The sequence below is a fragment of the Pseudomonas sp. FSL R10-0399 genome (assembly GCF_009600165.1).
In the GTDB taxonomy this organism is placed as follows: Bacteria; Pseudomonadota; Gammaproteobacteria; order Pseudomonadales; family Pseudomonadaceae; genus Aquipseudomonas; species Aquipseudomonas helleri.
The window spans coordinates 37,491-56,669 of the sequence record NZ_WIWK01000029.1; the positions used below are offsets into that span (position 1 = coordinate 37,491).

Below are 19,179 nucleotides of genomic sequence, written 5' to 3' on the forward strand. Positions count from 1 at the left end.
AACCATGGCAGAAACAACCGCTTCGGGCTATATCCAGCACCACTTACAGAACCTGACCTTCGGGCAGCTACCTGATGGCGGCTGGGGCTTTGCTCACACCGTTGCAGAAGCTAAAGCAATGGGCTTTTGGTCATTCCACGTCGATACCCTCGGCTGGTCTGTATTCGTAGGCTTGCTGTTTATCTTCATTTTCCGCATGGCGGCCAAGAAGGCAACTTCCGGTCAACCAGGCGCACTGCAGAACTTCGTTGAAGTGCTGGTGGAATTCGTTGATGGCAGCGTAAAAGACAGCTTCCATGGCCGTAGCGCCGTGATTGCTCCGCTGGCGCTGACCATTTTCGTCTGGGTATTCCTGATGAACGTCATCGACCTGATCCCGGTTGACTGGATTCCTCAGTTGGCCATCCTGATCACTGGCGATGAGCACTTCCCGTTCCGTGCCGTACCGACGACCGATCCTAACGCTACCCTGGGCATGGCCCTGTCGGTATTCGCGTTGATCATCTTCTACAGCATCAAAATCAAGGGCATCGGCGGTTTTATCGGCGAACTGACCCTGCACCCGTTCGGCAGCAAGAACATCCTGGTTCAAGCGCTGCTGATTCCGGTGAACTTCCTGCTCGAATTCGTGACGCTGGTTGCCAAGCCAATCTCGCTGGCACTGCGTCTGTTCGGCAACATGTACGCTGGCGAACTGGTATTTATCCTGATCGCCGTAATGTTCGGCAGCGGCCTGCTTTGGCTTAGCGGTCTGGGCGTGGTGCTGCAATGGGCGTGGGCTGTATTCCACATCCTGATCATCACCTTGCAAGCGTTCATCTTCATGATGTTGACCATCGTTTACTTGTCGATGGCGCACGAAGAGAACCACTAAGACCCGTTTCGGCGAGTCTGGTGCCCCTCCCGTTCCGGCGGGAGGGTGTAGCAAATTGATTTTGTTTTACCGCTTTAATCTAAAAACCTAAACCATACGACGTAAAAGTCGGGAGGAAAGATGGAAACTGTAGTTGGTCTAACCGCTATCGCTGTTGCACTGTTGATCGGCCTGGGTGCACTGGGTACCGCAATTGGTTTCGGCCTGTTGGGCGGCAAGTTCCTGGAAGGCGCTGCGCGTCAACCAGAAATGGTTCCAATGCTGCAAGTTAAAATGTTCATCGTTGCCGGTCTGCTCGACGCCGTAACCATGATCGGTGTTGGTATCGCACTGTTCTTCACTTTCGCGAACCCTTTCGTTGGTCAACTCGCTGGCTAATCACTCGAATTTTCGAGTTGATTAGAGTGATGGACAACGAACGAGCGAGGTGTTGGCGTGAACATTAATGCAACCCTGATTGGCCAGTCCGTTGCGTTCTTCATTTTTGTACTGTTTTGCATGAAGTTCGTGTGGCCTCCGGTCATCGCGGCATTGCAAGAACGTCAGAAGAAGATTGCGGCTGGACTGGACGCTGCTAACCGAGCAGCTCGTGACCTGGAGTTGGCCCAAGATAAAGCGGGTCAACAACTGCGCGAAGCTAAGGCTCAAGCAGCTGAAATCATTGAGCAAGCCAAGAAACGCGGTACTCAGATCGTAGACGAAGCCCGTGAACAGGCTCGCGTTGAAGCTGACCGTGTGAAGGCTCAGGCTCAGGCCGAGATCGAACAGGAACTGAACAGCGTCAAAGACGCCCTGCGCGCCCAATTGGGTGGCTTGGCTGTTGAAGGCGCAGAGAAGATCCTGGGTGCCACAATCGATCAAAACGCGCACGCGGAGCTGGTTAATAAACTGGCTGCTGAAATTTAAGCGAGGGCGATCATGGCAGAATTGACCACGTTGGCCCGACCTTACGCTAAGGCAGCCTTCGAGCACGCCCAGGCCCACCAGCAACTGGCCTCTTGGTCAGCCATGCTCGGCCTGGCTGCAGCGGTGTCGCAAGACGACACGATGCAGCGCGTGCTCAAGGCCCCGCGACTGACGAGCGCAGAAAAGGCCGCCACGTTTATTGACGTGTGCGGCGACAAGTTTGATGTGAAAGTGCAGAACTTCATCCACGTCGTTGCAGAAAACGACCGTCTCCTGCTTTTGCCGGAGATCGCCGCTCTGTTTGACCTGTACAAGGCCGAGCAAGAGAAGTCGGTAGATGTTGAAGTGACCAGTGCTTTCGCATTGAACCAAGAACAGCAAGACAAACTCGCCAAGGTTCTCAGTGCACGACTCGACCGGGAAGTGCGCCTGCAAGTTGCGGAAGACAAGTCCCTCATTGGGGGCATTGTCATTCGCGCCGGCGACCTGGTTATCGATGGCTCGATTCGCGGCAAACTCGCGAATCTTGCCGAAGCATTGAAATCTTGAGTTTGAAGGGGCAGCAGAGCAATGCAGCAACTCAATCCTTCCGAAATAAGTGAAATTATCAAGGGCCGCATCGACAAGCTCGATGTGACCTCCCAAGCCCGTAACGAAGGCACTGTCGTCAGCGTATCTGACGGTATCGTGCGGATTCACGGTCTGGCCGACGTAATGTCCGGCGAGATGATCGAGTTTCCGGGCGGCGTCTTCGGTATGGCCCTCAACCTGGAGCAAGACTCCGTAGGTGCCGTAATTTTGGGCGCTTACCAGTCTCTGGCTGAAGGCATGAGCGCCAAGTGCACCGGCCGCATCCTGGAAGTTCCTGTTGGTAAGGAACTGCTGGGTCGCGTAGTCGACGCACTGGGTAACCCAGTTGACGGCAAAGGTCCTCTGGGCAACACCGAGACCGACGCGGTCGAGAAAGTTGCTCCAGGCGTGATCTGGCGTAAGTCGGTAGACCAGCCTGTACAGACTGGCTACAAGGCTGTCGATGCCATGATCCCTGTCGGCCGTGGCCAGCGTGAGCTGATCATCGGTGACCGTCAGATCGGTAAAACCGCTCTGGCGATCGACGCGATCATCAACCAGAAAGACAGCGGCATTTTCTGCGTCTACGTAGCTATCGGTCAGAAGCAATCGACCATCGCTAACGTGGTTCGCAAGCTGGAAGAAAACGGCGCACTGAAAAACACGATCATCGTGGCTGCCAGTGCTTCTGAATCGCCTGCGCTGCAATACCTGGCTCCTTACGCCGGTTGCACCATGGGTGAGTTCTTCCGCGACCGCGGTGAAGACGCGCTGATCGTTTATGACGATCTGTCCAAGCAAGCAGTGGCTTACCGCCAGATTTCCCTGCTGCTGCGCCGTCCACCAGGCCGTGAAGCTTACCCAGGCGACGTGTTCTATCTCCACTCCCGTCTGCTGGAGCGCGCATCCCGCGTTTCGGAAGATTACGTAGAGAAGTTCACCAATGGCGCAGTGACCGGCAAAACCGGTTCCCTGACCGCATTGCCGATCATCGAAACTCAAGCTGGCGACGTTTCCGCGTTCGTTCCGACCAACGTGATTTCCATCACCGACGGTCAGATCTTCCTGGAATCGGCCATGTTCAACTCGGGCATCCGCCCTGCAGTGAACGCCGGTGTTTCGGTATCCCGTGTGGGTGGTGCCGCTCAGACCAAGATCATCAAGAAGCTCTCCGGTGGTATCCGTACCGCTCTGGCTCAGTACCGTGAACTGGCAGCATTCGCCCAGTTCGCTTCTGACCTGGACGAAGCGACCCGTAAGCAACTTGAGCATGGTCAGCGCGTTACCGAGCTGATGAAGCAGAAGCAATACGCCCCAATGTCGATCGCTGACATGGCGTTGTCGCTGTATGCCGCTGAGCGTGGGTTCCTGACTGACGTCGAAATCGCCAAGGTCGGCAGCTTTGAACAAGCGCTGATTGCTTACTTCAACCGCGATCATGCCGACTTGTTGGCCAAGATCAACGTGAAGGGTGACTTCAATGACGAAATCGACGCTGGCCTGAAAGCCGGTATCGAGAAGTTCAAGGCCACCCAAACCTGGTAAGCCGCAGCGGGAGCCGCAAGGCTCCCGCTTGCTAACCTGATAGGTGTTACATGGCAGGCGCAAAAGAGATTCGCAGTAAGATTGCGAGCATCAAAAGCACGCAAAAAATTACCAGCGCCATGGAAAAAGTGGCGGTCAGCAAAATGCGCAAGGCACAAATGCGCATGGCTGCTAGCCGTCCTTATGCGGAGCGCATCCGCCAGGTTATTGGGCATTTGGCCAACGCCAACCCGGAATACCGCCACCCGTTCATGATCGACCGCGCAGTTAAGCGTGTGGGTTATGTGGTTGTGAGCAGTGACCGTGGTTTGTGCGGTGGTTTGAATACCAACCTGTTCAAGGCCCTGGTCAAGGACATGGCGGTAAACCGCGATAACGGCGTCGAGATTGATCTGTGTGTTGTTGGTAGCAAGGGTGCGGCCTTTTTCCGTAACTTCGGCGGTAACGTCGTTGCAGCTATCAGCCACCTGGGTGAAGAGCCGTCGATCAATGATCTGATCGGCAGTGTGAAGGTGATGCTGGATGCGTACCTGGAAGGCCGGATTGACCGCCTGTCCGTGGTATCCAACAAGTTCATCAACACCATGACCCAGCAGCCAACCGTGGAGCAATTGATTCCACTGGTGGCGACCCCGGATCAGGAACTCAAGCACCACTGGGACTACCTCTACGAACCAGACGCCAAAGAGCTGCTTGACGGCTTGATGGTGCGTTACGTGGAGTCGCAGGTGTACCAGGCGGTGGTCGAGAACAACGCAGCTGAACAAGCGGCGCGGATGATCGCGATGAAAAACGCTACCGATAACGCCGGTGATCTGATCAGCGATTTGCAGCTGGTCTACAACAAGGCGCGTCAGGCTGCGATCACCCAAGAGATCTCGGAAATCGTCGGCGGCGCTGCCGCGGTTTAACGGTTCAAATATTCAGAGGATCCAGCTATGAGTAGCGGACGTATCGTTCAAATCATCGGCGCCGTTATCGACGTGGAATTTCCACGCGACAGCGTACCGAGCATCTACAACGCGCTGAAAGTACAAGGCGCGGAAACTACTCTGGAAGTTCAGCAGCAGCTGGGCGACGGCGTAGTTCGTACCATTGCGATGGGTTCCACCGAAGGCTTGAAGCGCGGTCTGGACGTAGTCGACACTGGCGCAGCCATCTCCGTACCGGTCGGTAAAGCGACCCTGGGCCGGATCATGGACGTACTGGGTAACCCGATTGACGAAGCTGGCCCGATCGACACCGAAGAGCGTTGGGGCATTCACCGTCCAGCACCTTCGTTCGCCGAACAAGCTGGCGGCAACGATCTGCTGGAAACAGGCATCAAGGTTATCGACCTGGTTTGCCCGTTCGCCAAAGGCGGTAAAGTAGGTCTGTTCGGTGGTGCCGGTGTAGGCAAAACCGTAAACATGATGGAACTGATCCGTAACATCGCCATCGAGCACAGCGGTTATTCCGTGTTCGCCGGTGTGGGTGAGCGTACTCGTGAGGGTAACGACTTCTACCACGAGATGAAGGATTCCAACGTACTGGACAAAGTAGCGCTGGTTTACGGTCAGATGAACGAGCCGCCGGGTAACCGTCTGCGCGTAGCACTGACTGGCCTGACCATGGCTGAGAAGTTCCGTGACGAAGGTAACGACGTTCTGTTGTTCGTCGACAACATCTACCGTTACACACTGGCCGGTACTGAAGTATCCGCACTGCTGGGCCGTATGCCTTCGGCAGTAGGTTACCAGCCGACCCTGGCTGAAGAGATGGGCGTTCTGCAAGAACGTATCACTTCGACCAAGGAAGGTTCGATCACTTCGATCCAAGCGGTATACGTACCTGCGGATGACTTGACCGACCCGTCGCCAGCGACCACCTTCGCCCACTTGGACGCCACCGTCGTACTGTCCCGTGACATCGCTTCCCTGGGTATCTACCCAGCGGTCGATCCACTCGACTCGACTTCGCGCCAGCTGGACCCGAACGTGATCGGCCAGGAGCACTACGACACCGCTCGCGGCGTTCAGTACGTGCTGCAGCGTTACAAAGAACTGAAGGACATCATTGCGATCCTGGGTATGGACGAGCTGTCGGAAGCCGACAAGCAGTTGGTAAACCGTGCTCGTAAGATCCAGCGCTTCTTGTCGCAGCCGTTCTTCGTGGCTGAAGTCTTCACCGGTGCTTCGGGTAAATACGTTTCCCTGAAAGACACCATTGCTGGCTTCAAAGGCATCCTCAACGGTGACTACGACCACCTGCCAGAACAAGCGTTCTACATGGTTGGCGGCATCGAAGAAGCGATCGAGAAAGCCAAGAAACTGTAATTCGGGCGCCCGGAAACGGGCGCTAATCAGGTTGAGGCAATCAGATGGCTAATATGACAGTCCATTGCGATATCGTCAGCGCGGAAGGAGAAATCTTTTCCGGTCTGGTTGAGATGGTGATTGCGCACGGTGCACTGGGTGATCTTGGTATCGCTCTGGGTCACGCTCCGCTGATCACCAGTCTGAACCCAGGTCCGATCCGCCTGATCAAACAGGGTGGCGAAGCCGAGGTGTTTTACATCTCTGGTGGTTTCCTCGAGGTTCAGCCGAACATGGTCAAGGTGCTTGCCGACACCGTGCAACGTGCTGCCGACCTGGATGAAGCCTCTGCTCAGGAAGCTGTTAAGGCTGCTGAGAAGGCCCTGAACGAAAAAGGCGCAGATTTCGATTACGGATCTGCTGCCGCACGTCTGGCCGAGGCTGCAGCTCAGCTGCGCACCGTCCAGCAAATCCGCAAGAAGTTCGGCAATTAAGCCGTTACTGATTGTGTGATTGATTAAAAAGGGTAGCCTCGGCTACCCTTTTTTCATTTCCGCGAACTACTTTTGGTCGCATTCGCTGACCACCCAGGATTGGTAGCCAGTCATGTCTCTCGATATCGTTATTCTCGCCGCAGGCCAGGGCACCCGCATGCGTTCGTCCCTGCCCAAGGTCCTTCACCCTGTGGCCGGCAACTCCATGCTTGGGCATGTTATCCACAGCGCCCGCCAACTTAAGCCGACCGGTATTCACGTGGTTATCGGCCATGGTGCCGAATTGGTCCGCGAGCGTCTGGCTGCTGATGACCTGAACTTTGTGCTGCAAGACAAGCAACTGGGTACCGGCCACGCCGTGGCGCAAGCCTTGCCATTTTTGACCGCCGAAAATGTGCTGGTGCTGTACGGCGATGTACCGTTGATCGAAGTCGACACCTTGCAGCGCCTGCTCAAGCAAGTGAACCCGGAGCAATTGGGCCTGCTGACCGTGAACCTGGCGGACCCGACTGGCTATGGCCGTATCGTGCGTGATACCACCGGCAAGGTCTGCGCCATCGTTGAGCATAAAGATGCCACCGATGAGCAACGTGCCATCACCGAAGGCAACACCGGTATTCTGGCTTTGCCGACCGCACGCCTGGCTGACTGGATGAGCCGTTTGTCAAACAACAATGCCCAGGGCGAGTATTACCTGACTGACGTGATCGCCATGGCGGTTAACGATGGTTTGGTCGTGGCCACTGAACACGCCCATGACCCGATGGAAGTGCAGGGCGCCAATGACCGTAAACAGCTCAGCGAGCTGGAACGTCATTACCAGTTGCGTGAAGGCCGTCGACTGATGGCATTGGGCGTGACCCTGCGTGACCCGGCCCGTTTTGATGTGCGCGGTGAAGTGACCGTCGGTCGCGACGTGCTGATCGACATTAACGTGATTCTTGAAGGTCGCGTGGTGATCGAAGATGACGTGGTGATTGGTCCGAACTGCGTGATCAAAGACAGCACCTTGCGCAAAGGTGCGGTGGTCAAAGCCAACAGCCACCTTGATGGCGCGGTACTGGGCGAGGGCAGCGATGCCGGTCCTTTCGCACGCTTGCGTCCGGGCAGCGTGCTCGATGCCCGCGCCCATGTGGGTAACTTTGTTGAATTGAAAAACACCCACCTGGGTGAAGAAGCCAAGTGCGGTCACCTGACCTATTTGGGCGATGCCGAAGTGGGCCCGCGCACCAACATCGGTGCGGGCACCATCACCTGCAACTACGACGGTGCCAACAAGTGGAAAACCGTGTTGGGTGCGGATGTGTTCATCGGTTCCAATAACTCATTGGTAGCGCCTGTGGATATCTCTGATGGAGCCACCACTGCGGCCGGTTCGACCATCAATCAAAACGTTGAAGCCGAGCAATTGGCTGTGGGCCGTGCCCGCCAGCGCAATATCGATGGCTGGAAACGCCCGGTGAAACAACCGAAGCCGTAAGTTAACTTCCCACTGAAGGAACGAGCTTGCTTCGCGATCTTTTGAACAATCGAAAGATCGCAGCCTTCGGCCCCTCCTACAGAACAGTTATCCACAGCTCGAAATGGTTGTTTTGTTACACATTTAAGTCATCGTATAACTGTTTTAAATCAATAACTTACACAAAGCCTTATCCATCACCTGTGGATAAGGCTTTGTTTTATCTGCTCTTTATTGCCCGCCAAACCCCCGCCTGGTGGGGGCGAAAGTGAGTTATTCACAAAATAATCTGCAACAAATTCTTGACGTGAATTTCGAGATCGGGTTTCATTGCTTTCGTTATCTTTCGAATCGAAACTTAGAGCCCACATGTCCAAGCGCAACACGCCCCAACGCAGACACAACATCATGGCCTTGCTCACCGAGCAGGGCGAAGTCAGTGTGGATGAATTGGCCAAGCGCTTCGAAACCTCCGAGGTCACGATTCGCAAGGATCTGGCGGCGCTCGAAAGTAATGGCTTGTTACTGCGTCGTTATGGCGGCGCCATCACCATGCCGCAAGAACTGGTGAATGACGTCCCTCAGCCTGTCTCCCTCTATAAGCAAGCCATCGCCCGTGTGGCCGTCGGCCTGATTAAAGAACACGCGCGGATCATCATCGACAGCGGCAGCACCACGGCGTCGATGATTCCGCAGCTGGGCCTGCAACCGGGCCTGGTGGTGATGACCAACTCCTTGCACGTGGCCAACGCGCTCAGTGAACTGGAGCACGAACCTGTGCTGTTGATGACTGGTGGCACGTGGGATCCGCACTCCGAGTCCTTTCAGGGACAGGTGGCGGAGCAGGTGTTGCGCTCTTACGACTTCGACCAATTGTTTATCGGTGCTGACGGGATCGACTTGCAGCGTGGCACGACAACTTTTAACGAGTTGTTGGGTCTGAGCCGGGTCATGGCCGATGTCGCGCGTGAAGTGATTGTGATGGTCGAGTCGGACAAGATCGGCCGCAAAATACCCAATCTGGAACTGCCTTGGGGCAGCGTCCATACCCTTATTACAGATGATCGCCTGCCAAAAGAGGCACGCGAACAGATTCAGGCCCGGGGCATAACACTGTTATGCGCCGCCCTCGATTAGGAGAAATTTATGTGTGGAATCGTTGGCGCAGTCGCCGAACGTAATATCACGGCCATTCTGCTCGAAGGCCTGAAGCGTCTTGAGTACCGTGGCTATGACAGCGCCGGTGTTGCCGTGTTTACCAACAACGGTACGCTGGAGCGCACGCGCCGTAACGGTAAGGTGTCTGAACTGGAACAAGCCCTGGCCGGTGAACCGCTGGTGGGCCGTCTGGGCATCGCTCACACCCGTTGGGCCACCCACGGTGCGCCGTGCGAGCGCAATGCGCATCCGCATTTTTCGGGCTCGGATCTGGCCGTTGTGCACAACGGCATTATCGAAAACCACGAAGCCCTGCGCGAACAGCTCAAAGGCCTGGGTTACGTGTTCACCTCGGACACCGACACCGAAGTCATTGCCCACCTGTTGCAGCACAAACTCAAAGAACAAACCGACCTGACCGAAGCCCTGAAGGCCACGGTTAAAGAGCTGCACGGTGCATACGGCCTGGCCGTTATCAGCGCCAAACAACCTGATCGCCTGGTGGCTGCCCGCAGTGGTAGCCCGCTGGTGATTGGTCTGGGCCTGGGCGAAAACTTCCTTGCGTCCGACCAATTGGCCCTGCGCCAAGTGACTGACCGCTTTATGTACCTGGAAGAAGGCGACATCGCTGAAATCCGTCGTGACAGCGTGCAAATCTGGGATGTGGACGGCCAGACCGTTCAGCGCGAAACCGTGCAATACCGCGACGGTGCCGAAGCGGCCGATAAGGGCGAGTTCCGTCACTACATGCTCAAAGAAATTCACGAGCAGCCAAGCGTTGTCCAGCGCACCCTGGAAAACCGTCTGGGTCAGGACCACGTTCTGGTTCAGGCCTTTGGCCAAAACGCCAAAGAACTGTTCGCCAAAGTGCGCAACGTCCAGATCGTGGCCTGCGGTACCAGCTACCACGCCGGTATGGTTGCCCGTTACTGGCTGGAAAGCCTGGCGGGCATCCCGTGCCAGGTCGAAGTGGCCAGCGAGTTCCGCTACCGCAAAGTGGTGGTACAGCCAGACACCCTGTTCGTGTCGATCTCACAATCGGGCGAAACCGCTGACACCCTGGCAGCGCTGCGCAACGCCAAAGAACTGGGCTTCCTCGGCAGCCTGGCGATTTGCAACGTCGGCATCAGCTCGCTGGTTCGTGAGTCTGACCTGACCCTGCTGACCCAAGCCGGTCGTGAAATTGGCGTGGCCTCGACCAAAGCCTTTACCACTCAATTGGTCGGCCTGCTGCTGCTCACCTTGTCCCTGGGCCAAGTGCGCGGCACCCTCGAAGCCGGTGTTGAAGCGCAACTGGTTGAAGAACTGCGCCGCCTGCCGACACGTCTGGGTGAAGCCCTGGCGATGGACGCTACCGTTGAGAAAGTCGCTGAACTGTTCGCCGACAAACACCACACCCTGTTCCTGGGCCGTGGGGCGCAGTACCCGGTGGCGATGGAAGGCGCGCTCAAGCTCAAAGAAATCTCGTACATCCACGCTGAAGCGTACCCGGCGGGCGAACTGAAACATGGCCCGTTGGCACTGGTGGACAACGACATGCCGGTGGTCACCGTTGCGCCGAACAACGAACTGTTGGAAAAACTGAAATCCAACCTGCAAGAAGTTCGCGCACGTGGTGGTGAGTTGGTGGTGTTTGCCGACGAACAAGCCGGCATGAGCAACGGCGAAGGCACCCACGTGATCAACATGCCGCACATCCACGACGTGCTGGCGCCGATCCTCTACACCATCCCGCTGCAACTGCTGTCTTACTACGTGGCCGTGCTCAAAGGCACCGACGTGGACCAGCCGCGCAACTTGGCTAAATCGGTGACTGTGGAATAAGTATTTCCACGGCATTGGGTGAACACATTCAACCCGCTCCCAGCGGGTTGAATGTTGAGCAGTGAAACTTCCACAAACCTGCCAGACACGAAGCGTGCGAAAGCCTTCGCGCCTGATGGATCAACACGCAGTAAAAGCCCCAATTAAAGGTGGAAGTGACCCGCAGCCTCCGGCTGGTAAAGCACTTTCCTGATTTCTATCCGGCGGGTCTTGTCTGATATTCGCCAGTCAATGGCGTCCCCTTCCTGATAACCCAGGATGGCGGCACCGATGTCGGAATAAACGGAATGTTTTCCGCTGTTGCTGTCGGCGTCTTCGGGGTAGACCAAGGCCACTTCGATCTCTTCGTCGTCCAACTGCAGCAAGGCTCTGGAGTTCATCGTGACGACATTGGATGGCACCTGCTGCGGCTTGACGACAATGGCACGCTCAAGCTCATGTTCGAGCTCAACGACGGCGGGGCCTGTCTCGAGTGCGATCAGTTGTTCGAGCCTGGCCTTGTCGATTTCAGTAATGAAGATTTTGGTGGCGTTACTCACGGCCCCTTCGCGCAAGAGCTGGAGATAGCGTCCCGCCGCCATGGAAAATGACTTCAATGTCGGCGTTTCGCTCTCAAGCACAAAGCCGCTGCGCACAAAGGCTTTGAGCGAGCGCGTGTTGTCCGGATGGATCTTGGCGATGAGCTTCTTGGCCCGCATGTCGAGGAAGGCCAGTTTCATGCCTTCCTGGATCGTGCGGGCGCCAAGGTTGCGGCCCCATTTGTCGCTGTCTCCGATGACCAGGACTATCTCGCAATCCGGGCCGGTTTTGATCAGACGGACAAAGCCGACCGGGGCGTCATGCCTGTCAAAGGCCATGAAGAACCGGCCGCCCTGGTTGAATAGATGAGTCAGGATCGGCAGTTGTGTCCGATCAATGGCGTGCCCAATGGAGCGCGAAACATGACGAGAATCGCTCAGGTAGCAGGTGACACGTTCATCCTCCAACCAATCCATCAACGTCAGCGCGTGCGCCCGAGTAATTTCAGGGCACAGCGAAATGAAAGGCTTGTTCATCTTGACCACACTTATTTGTTAAGGATGGAAGCCCTTCATGGCCAGAGTCATGACGGTTCTTCGGCAACCGGCCATTTTATGGCATGACGCCTGTAAAGCCGAATCCAAAGCCGCTTTTCGAGGGATGGCTACGGTTTTTTGGTTGTTTTACCCAACTCTCTACGTTCAAACCCTTCGACCCACTTTATGCAGATCGCAGGCAATCAGGAGCTCGAAAATCGATGGACAGCACCTTTAAAAACATCAGCCAACGCATGAACAATCGCCGGTTTGCCGTGGCGAGTAACGCCAGCGGGTTATCCGACGCCAGCACGGTGTTCCACTACCACGTCGATGGCAATGCGATCACCGGGACTTACCAGGGCGGGCATATCCGCACGGGGCATTTGGTCGGTCGCGCCACCGGCCCCGACACTATCGAGTTGCTGTACCAATGCCTGACCGCAGAGGGCGAGTTGCTGGCCGGTTGGTCGCGGGGCACGGTCGGTGTGGATCACGCCGGGCGCACCACACTGGAATTTGTCTGGGGCTGGTTATCGGGTGCGACCGGGGGCGGGGAGTCGAGCTACGTGGAGCTGCATGCTTGAAGCGTTATGAGCTAAATCAACACGTCTAGGCCAAACAGTTATTTCATATCTAAAAAAATGCTCGTTAGGCTATAAAAACCGGGCCGCCGGATATGTACTTTTCATTTTCCGATGGCCGGTTCTGCCTGCTCCAGCAGGAGCCGCATCGCACTGACGATGCCGTGATTAATGAGCAATAAACTCTTAAAAAATATAAATCCGATTTACACCGACTTTTATAAATCCATGGACCGTGACAGCAGCTCTCGCCAGGATGCCGGGGATATTGCGCAGGCCAGTGTTGAGCGGTTGCTTAAGCTGCCCGCTGAGCAAGAGGTTCGATCACCTGCGGGGTTGCTTCGGCAAATCGCCCGTAATTTGAAAATCGACCTTGCGCGGCATCGTCGGCGCCTGCCTATGGAATCTTTGGAGTCGCGGGTGGATGCCGAGTCGTTGCCGGCGCTGTCCCACGACATCGACCCGGAGCGCATTGCCTTGGGGCAGGAGCGGGTGGAGCTATTGTCCAAAGCCATTGATAGCATGCCGGCGCGCTGCCGCGAGGCGTTTATCCTCTCGCGCATCCACGGTCTGGCGCATAACGAGGTTGGCGCCAGCATGGGCATTTCGCCCAGCATGGTAGAGAAGCATGTGGCGTTGGGTTTAAAAATTTGCCGGGAGTTTATGGATTAATGCGCGTACCGAGGTGGGTTACTTGTCTTTCATTGCTGCTTTGCTAGCACTCTAATCAGGCGATGAACTTGCCTTTAAATGACTCGGATTACGTTAATCGCTTATTGGCGCGCAGCCGTTGCGGCGACCCACAACGCGAAGCGGACGCTCGCCTGGAATTAGAGCAGTGGGTGGCCGTGAGTGACGACAATCGGCGCTGCTATGAAGCCCAGCGACAAACCGTTATCGCGCTGGATGCCTCACTCGACAGTTTGCGCCAGCGCTACCCGCGCCACCTGGCCCCGGCGTCTGCTGCGCAGGCCCCGGCCGTTCGCAACCCCCGTCGTGGCTGGGCCTGGCCCACATGGAGCAGTGCGCTGGTGCTGCTGCTCGGGGTTGGCCTGACCTTGTGGTGGGTCAACCCGGTGTTGTCCCAGGGCGAATACGTGACCGGTTTGGGCGAGCACCGTGAGGTGTCTCTCAGCGACGGCAGCCGGGTGCAGCTCAATACCAATACCCATCTGGATTTCGTGCGCAGGCTGCGCTCGCGAGAGGTGCAACTGGTCCAGGGTGAGGCGCTGTTCGAAGTCACTCACCAGGCCAACATTCCCTTCGAAGTCACGTCTTTGGACACGCGGGTGCGGGTGCTCGGCACGGTGTTCAACGTGCGTCAGTGGCAGGAGGGTAACCAGGTCACTGTGCTTGAAGGGCGGGTTCAGGTGACGCCGGACCACGAAGCCGATGCGTTGCAAATCACCCGTGGCCAGCAGTTGCGCACGCGGCATGGGTTGTTTGTCGATGGCATCCGCGATGTAGACGCCACCCAGGCGGTGAGCTGGCGTGACGGGCGTCTGGTGTTTTCTGGCGAGACCCTGGCCGAAGCGGTGGCCGAACTGCAACGCTACCGCAGCGGGCGTATCCGTATTCATGACAGCAAGCTGGGGGCGTTGCGCATTAGTGGGTCTTTCTCACTGGCCAAGCCCGATGAGCTGCTGCATTTGCTGCCGGAGTTGTTTGCGCTGAATCTGGTTATCAATCCAGACCAGAGTGTGGATATCCGCGCCCGTTAACAGCTCTGGCCCGTCTTCGACGCCGCGCTGTCGCGCAGCAAACAGGCCAGCGAGTATCTTCAGCATTCCCCAATCGGTTCCCTCTCCTTCGGGAGAGGGGCTCTTAGGTCAAAAGCCAGATCAAAAGATCGCGAGACAAGCTCGCTCCTACAGTGTTTAGGAATCAATCGCTTATTTTGTGTTTGATTAGAGTTTGCGCAGCCGACCTGAGGCAATCCGCTGATTAAACGTCCCTGAATCAAGGGGGGTAATTTCACCCCCCTGAACCTTCAGGAACCGCTATGACCCTTCAAGAATCCCGGCCTGTCTCTGACCCTTTGCTGGCGTTGCAACAATTTGAGCAAGCCTTCGCCCAAGCGCGCCAATTGCTGATCGATACGCAAACCCTTTCGCCGACCCATGCGGGCAATATCAGCTTGCGTGTGGGGGATCAAGAGAAGCTGTTGATTGCTTCTCTGGCTGGCCCTGACGCGGGCACGGCGGTCCTGCTGGATTTCGATTTGCGCACGCACCAAGGCACGTTGTCCGCCAACCTTCAGGAAGTCGCAGCGCTGCACGTGGCGATCTTGCGCGAGCGTCCACAGGCCACGTCAGTTATCCACACCCACTCGCTGTACCTCACCGCCCATGCGATTGCCCGCCGCCCGTTGCGCCCGTACAGCTCCGGTCTGTTGGGCCTGCTGCGTGAAGACCAGCAGATCCCGGTGAGCGAGTGGGGCCCGCGTTATGCCTCTCAGCCGGTGATCGATTTGCTGCGCGACGACACCTCCGCGCCAGCGGTATTGCTCGCCAACCACGGCCCGTTCGCCTGGAGTGAAAAGGGCGTGTTGGGGGCTGCGCGTTTGCTGGTCGCCCTGGAAGATGCCGCCCACCTGGCACTGCTCGCCGAACAACTGGGTGGCGCCCAGGCATTGCCCGCAGGCGCTGCCGAGTTGGCCCGTCGCGGTTGGCAAGCGCCCTGACCACGGGCATATATAAAGATCAAAATGATCTTATCGATTGTTGTTTTATAACCTGAGGCTGTTTGAAACCTGGACGTCATTTGTTTCGAGGACCACAAATGATGGCCAGGGAGCTCATAAATGTTTCAACCTCAATTAACGCTGTTAAGTACTGCGATTCTGTCTGGTGGTCTTCTGTTCGGGAGCGTCACCTACGCCGCGCCGCAAGCCGGTGATGCTGTCACCGTGGCGCAGAGCATCGACCTGCCCGCACAACCTCTGCAACAAGCACTCAACCAACTGGCGGAACAAACCGGCACCAACGTGCTGGCGCCCCAGGCATTGGTGGCGGGCAAGCAGGGCCGTTCGGTGCGGGGTAGCCTGTCGGTGGAGCAAGCGCTGAACAAGTTACTCGAAGGCTCGGGCCTGGCCGCACGCCAGACCGCCCAAGGCAGCTTTGTGATTTATGCCCTGGCGCCTTCGGCAGCGCAGGTGCCACCGCAGCTGGATCAGGTCGTGGTGGTGGGGACCCGACGCACTGACCTGACCGCGCTGCAAAGTTCTTCGCCAGTCGACACCATCAGCGCCAATGCGATTCAGGAGACCGGCTTCACCAACTTGAGCCAAGCCCTGCAAGCGCTGGTGCCGTCGTTCAACTACCCGCTGGTCAACGGTGTGGATGGTCTGTCGAGCTTCCGGGCTGCCGCCTTGCGCGGGTTGTCGCCTGACCAGACGCTGGTGCTGATCAACGGCAAGCGCCGGCACGTCTCGGCCTTCGTGAACAACAAACCGTTTTTTGGTCGCGGCTCGAACGCCGCCGACCTCAACACCATCCCGATCAGCGCCATCGAGCGCGTCGAAGTACTGCGTGACGGTGCGTCGGCGCAATACGGTTCGGACGCGATTGCGGGGGTGATCAACGTCGTGCTCAAGGAGCGCGACAGCGGCGGCGAAGTCAACACGACGATGGGCAAGTTCACCAAAGGCGATGGCTTCAGCAAAAACGTCGAGACCTGGAAAGGCTTCACCTTGCCGGGCGATGGTTTCCTCACCTTGAGCGGCGACTGGAGCAACAAGAAGCGCACCTACCCCAGCGGCAAGACCGATGACAGCGTGTACTTCTGGAATGCCAACGACCCGCGCGAAGCCACGGCCAACCGCGAATACGCCACCGGCTCGCCCGCGCTGGATGATTACAATTTGGCGCTCAACGCCGAAAGCAGTGTGACCGACCAGGTGCAGCTCTATGGCTTCGCCACTTACGGGCACCGCATCAGCCATTCGCAAAACGCCTATCGCTACCCGTATGACCAGCAAGGCCGTAACTGGCTGTCGGTGTACCCGGAAGGCTTCCAGCCGTGGCTGGACCTCAAAAGCGAAGACTACGAGGCCACCTTCGGTTCGCGCTTTGGCGACGACGACATCGGCAAGTTCGATTTGGCCGCCAGCTACGGGCGCAGCGACATCGAATACATCCTCAACAACTCCATCAACCCTTCATTTGGCCCCGACAGCCAGCGCCGTTTTCACGCTGGCGGGTATACCTCCGACCAGACCAGCCTGACCCTCGACTACGTCAAGGATCTGCAATGGTCACTCACGGACTTCCCCGTGACCCTCGCTGCGGGGGCGGCCTGGCGCAAGGAAAACTATGACGTTAACGCCGGTGAGTATCAGTCGTGGGCCCGTGGGCCTTACGAGTTCACCGACGTGCCGCGCCGTGGTCCTGGTGTAGACCCGGGGCCTAACCCCAATGCAGGCTTTGGCCCTGCGGCGCCGGGTTATGACGTGCGGGCGGGTGTCGGCTCGCAGAGCTTCCCCGGCTACCAGCCCGGGGATGCCGGCAGCTACGACCGCAACGTCAAGGCGCTATATGTCAGCCTGGAAAACAACCTGACCGAAAAGCTGCAAATGGGCGTAGCGGCGCGCTACGAAAAATATTCCGACTTCGGTTCGACCCGCACCGGCAAGGTGTCGGCGCGCTATGAGTTCAACCCGATGTTTGCGTTGCGCGCCACCGCCAACACGGGTTTCCGTGCCCCCAGCCTTGGGCAGATCGGCCACTCCTACACCCAGAGCACCTGGAACGGTAGCGTGATGTACGACAGCCGTACCTTCCCGGTCGACCACCCGGTTGCGCGTCTGCTTGGCGCCCAGGACCTCAAGCCCGAGAAGTCGACCAACTTCTCCTTGGGTGCGGTGTTCACCCCGTTGCCCAATGCATCGCTGACTGTGGATGTTTACCAGATCAAGTTGCGTGACCGCGTCACCCTGTCCGAGAACCAGACCAACCTGGGCGGTTTCCTCAACCCACTGGGCTATGACGTGAGCGCGGCGAGCTTCTACACCAACGGCCTGGACACCAAGACCAAGGGCGTCGACGTGGTGGGTAACTACGTGTTCGACCTCAAGCAATACGGCCGGTTGGCCTTCAGCGGCGGTTACAACTGGAACGACACCGAGATTCTCAAGCTGCCGCAAACGCCTTCGCAGTTGCTGGCCATCAACCCCAACGCGGTGTTGGTCAACCGCGAGACGGAGTACTTGATCACCGACGCCGCGCCCAGCTCCAAGCTCAACCTGACCGCGCATTACAGCTACGGCGACTGGGGCCTGCGTATCTCGGAAACACGTTTTGGCGAGTTCAAATCGGCCGATTCGCAGAAGCCGCCACGCCCCGGATACGACCAGACGTTCGGCGCCCAATGGGTGACCGACGCCAGCGTCAGCTACCAGGTGACCAAGAACGTACGGGTGGATGTGGGCGGCAACAACATCTTTGACAGCTTCCCGGACAAGGTCAACAAACAGCGGCTGAACACCAACAGCCGGACCGTCTACTCGCTGCTGTCACCCGGCGGATACGAAGGCGCTTATTACTACGCCAACCTCAACGTGAAGTTCTGACGCCCCCTTTTCAATGCGCCGTCCGAGCAGATCGGACGGTGATGCATGGAGCCTGAGTAATGTCTTTGATTCATCAACGTGCCACCGCCGTTCGCCACACCCTCGACGCTGTAAGGGCCGCAGGCCTGGGCGCCGAGCACAACGCCGCTGAGCAGATCGACGCCGCCCGCGAGGCGTTGCGCAATCTCGCCGCACAGCCCGAATTGTTCCCGACTGAGCAGTATCCGTTTCGCAGCGAGCTGGCCAGCGGCTTCTACCGCTTGGGCGAAGACGCCGACCGGCGCAACGCCTTGTACGTGCTGGTGGGCAAAGCACGCGCCAGCAATGCACCGCATCGGCACCCGTCGTGGGCGCTGATTGCCGGGGTCTCCGGCAACGAACACAACGTGCTGTTTGAGCGCATCGACGATGGCTCGGAGCCGGGCAAAGGCAAACTGCGCAAGCGCGGCGAGCACTCGATCGTGGCGGGCGATGTGCTGTACATGCCCGCAGGCGATTACCACACCATTCAGGTCGACGGCGATGAGCTGGCCGTTCACCTGCACATCTACGGCATCGGCGTCGATGGCCCAGAAAACCGTGGCGCGCCGGTGTTTCGTGGCCCGGACAGCGAAGCGTACGACGTGAACAACCGTGGCCCGCTGAGTCTGGGGGTACAGCGCGTGTCACTGGCGCACGTTGTCGAGGCTCACCAGGCCAAACCGCTGGCCTTTTTCGCGGTAGACCACGCCGTGCAATTGCCAGAAGAGGTGCCCCCAGCCGTGCCTGTGAGCAGCGCCGAGGGCGCGGTTTTGCCTGCCGGGCTGCCTGCGGACACGCATCACGTGCTGGTGCTGATCGGCGACGC

18 protein-coding genes are annotated in these 19,179 nt (G+C 57.7%); 17 read left to right on the top strand and 1 reads right to left on the bottom strand.

The genetic code is table 11. The features are described from left to right. Positions 1-4 precede the first annotated feature (4 nt). The 11 genes from atpB to glmS all read left to right on the top strand — a co-directional run bounded on the left by atpB (position 5) and on the right by glmS (position 11,124). Positions 5-874 carry a F0F1 ATP synthase subunit A gene (gene atpB / locus GHO41_RS10935; RefSeq protein WP_048373563.1) on the top strand — a complete coding sequence of 290 codons (870 nt, stop codon included), beginning with the start codon at positions 5-7 and terminating at the stop codon, positions 872-874. A 120-nt stretch (positions 875-994) separates the two neighbouring features. Beyond that, complete coding sequence (gene atpE, locus GHO41_RS10940) at positions 995-1,252, top strand: F0F1 ATP synthase subunit C (protein ID WP_002555987.1); 258 nt, start codon at positions 995-997, stop codon at positions 1,250-1,252. 57 nt (positions 1,253-1,309) lie between these two features. Further along, complete coding sequence (locus GHO41_RS10945; RefSeq protein ID WP_048373561.1) at positions 1,310-1,780, top strand: F0F1 ATP synthase subunit B; 471 nt, start codon at positions 1,310-1,312, stop codon at positions 1,778-1,780. Between the two features lie 12 nt (positions 1,781-1,792). Next, complete coding sequence (locus GHO41_RS10950; protein ID WP_048373558.1) at positions 1,793-2,329, top strand: F0F1 ATP synthase subunit delta; 537 nt, start codon at positions 1,793-1,795, stop codon at positions 2,327-2,329. Between the two features lie 21 nt (positions 2,330-2,350). Continuing rightward, on the top strand, positions 2,351-3,895 hold the full coding sequence (gene atpA, locus GHO41_RS10955) for a F0F1 ATP synthase subunit alpha (RefSeq protein ID WP_048373556.1): 1,545 nt from the start codon (positions 2,351-2,353) through the stop codon (positions 3,893-3,895). A gap of 50 nt (positions 3,896-3,945) precedes the next feature. Next, positions 3,946-4,806 (top strand): F0F1 ATP synthase subunit gamma, encoded by an 861-nt coding sequence (gene atpG, locus GHO41_RS10960; RefSeq protein ID WP_048373555.1) that lies wholly within the window; start codon positions 3,946-3,948, stop codon positions 4,804-4,806. A 27-nt stretch (positions 4,807-4,833) separates the two neighbouring features. Continuing rightward, a complete protein-coding gene (gene atpD / locus GHO41_RS10965; protein WP_017135118.1) occupies positions 4,834-6,210 on the top strand; it encodes a F0F1 ATP synthase subunit beta in 1,377 nt (458 codons plus the stop codon). Between the two features lie 53 nt (positions 6,211-6,263). Further along, positions 6,264-6,683 carry a F0F1 ATP synthase subunit epsilon gene (locus GHO41_RS10970; RefSeq protein WP_371928897.1) on the top strand — a complete coding sequence of 140 codons (420 nt, stop codon included), beginning with the start codon at positions 6,264-6,266 and terminating at the stop codon, positions 6,681-6,683. 112 nt (positions 6,684-6,795) lie between these two features. After that, positions 6,796-8,163, top strand: a complete 1,368-nt coding sequence (gene glmU, locus GHO41_RS10975) for a bifunctional UDP-N-acetylglucosamine diphosphorylase/glucosamine-1-phosphate N-acetyltransferase GlmU (RefSeq protein WP_153390802.1) — start codon at positions 6,796-6,798, stop codon at positions 8,161-8,163. A gap of 348 nt (positions 8,164-8,511) precedes the next feature. Then, complete coding sequence (locus GHO41_RS10980) at positions 8,512-9,279, top strand: DeoR/GlpR family DNA-binding transcription regulator (RefSeq protein ID WP_153328710.1); 768 nt, start codon at positions 8,512-8,514, stop codon at positions 9,277-9,279. Positions 9,280-9,288: 9 nt separating this feature from the next. Further along, entirely contained in the window at positions 9,289-11,124 is a 1,836-nt protein-coding gene (gene glmS / locus GHO41_RS10985) for a glutamine--fructose-6-phosphate transaminase (isomerizing) (RefSeq protein ID WP_153433555.1), read from the top strand. Positions 11,125-11,267: 143 nt separating this feature from the next. Here glmS and GHO41_RS10990 read toward each other — a convergent pair whose 3' ends face one another. Then, positions 11,268-12,179 (bottom strand): bifunctional GNAT family N-acetyltransferase/nucleoside diphosphate kinase regulator, encoded by a 912-nt coding sequence (locus GHO41_RS10990; RefSeq protein ID WP_153433556.1) that lies wholly within the window; start codon positions 12,177-12,179, stop codon positions 11,268-11,270. A 221-nt stretch (positions 12,180-12,400) separates the two neighbouring features. On the opposite strand from GHO41_RS10990, the gene GHO41_RS10995 reads away from it, so the two are divergent. The 6 genes from GHO41_RS10995 to GHO41_RS11020 form a co-directional block, all read left to right on the top strand. Continuing rightward, the gene (locus tag GHO41_RS10995; protein WP_153433557.1) at positions 12,401-12,766 is read left to right on the top strand and encodes a hypothetical protein; all 366 of its coding nucleotides are present in this window, start codon (positions 12,401-12,403) and stop codon (positions 12,764-12,766) included. A 168-nt stretch (positions 12,767-12,934) separates the two neighbouring features. Continuing rightward, positions 12,935-13,435: an RNA polymerase sigma factor gene (locus tag GHO41_RS11000; protein WP_053225304.1), complete on the top strand. Its 501-nt coding sequence runs from the start codon at positions 12,935-12,937 to the stop codon at positions 13,433-13,435. A 68-nt stretch (positions 13,436-13,503) separates the two neighbouring features. Further along, positions 13,504-14,484, top strand: a complete 981-nt coding sequence (locus GHO41_RS11005) for a FecR family protein (protein WP_162208458.1) — start codon at positions 13,504-13,506, stop codon at positions 14,482-14,484. A 281-nt stretch (positions 14,485-14,765) separates the two neighbouring features. Next, positions 14,766-15,446, top strand: a complete 681-nt coding sequence (locus GHO41_RS11010) for a class II aldolase/adducin family protein (protein ID WP_153390799.1) — start codon at positions 14,766-14,768, stop codon at positions 15,444-15,446. Between the two features lie 120 nt (positions 15,447-15,566). Next, positions 15,567-18,332, top strand: coding sequence for a TonB-dependent receptor (locus GHO41_RS11015; RefSeq protein ID WP_153433558.1), 2,766 nt, complete (start codon positions 15,567-15,569; stop codon positions 18,330-18,332). 59 nt (positions 18,333-18,391) lie between these two features. Then, positions 18,392-19,179, top strand: a 788-nt coding sequence (locus GHO41_RS11020; RefSeq protein ID WP_218580252.1) for a hypothetical protein, incomplete at its 3' end; no start/stop codon positions are given.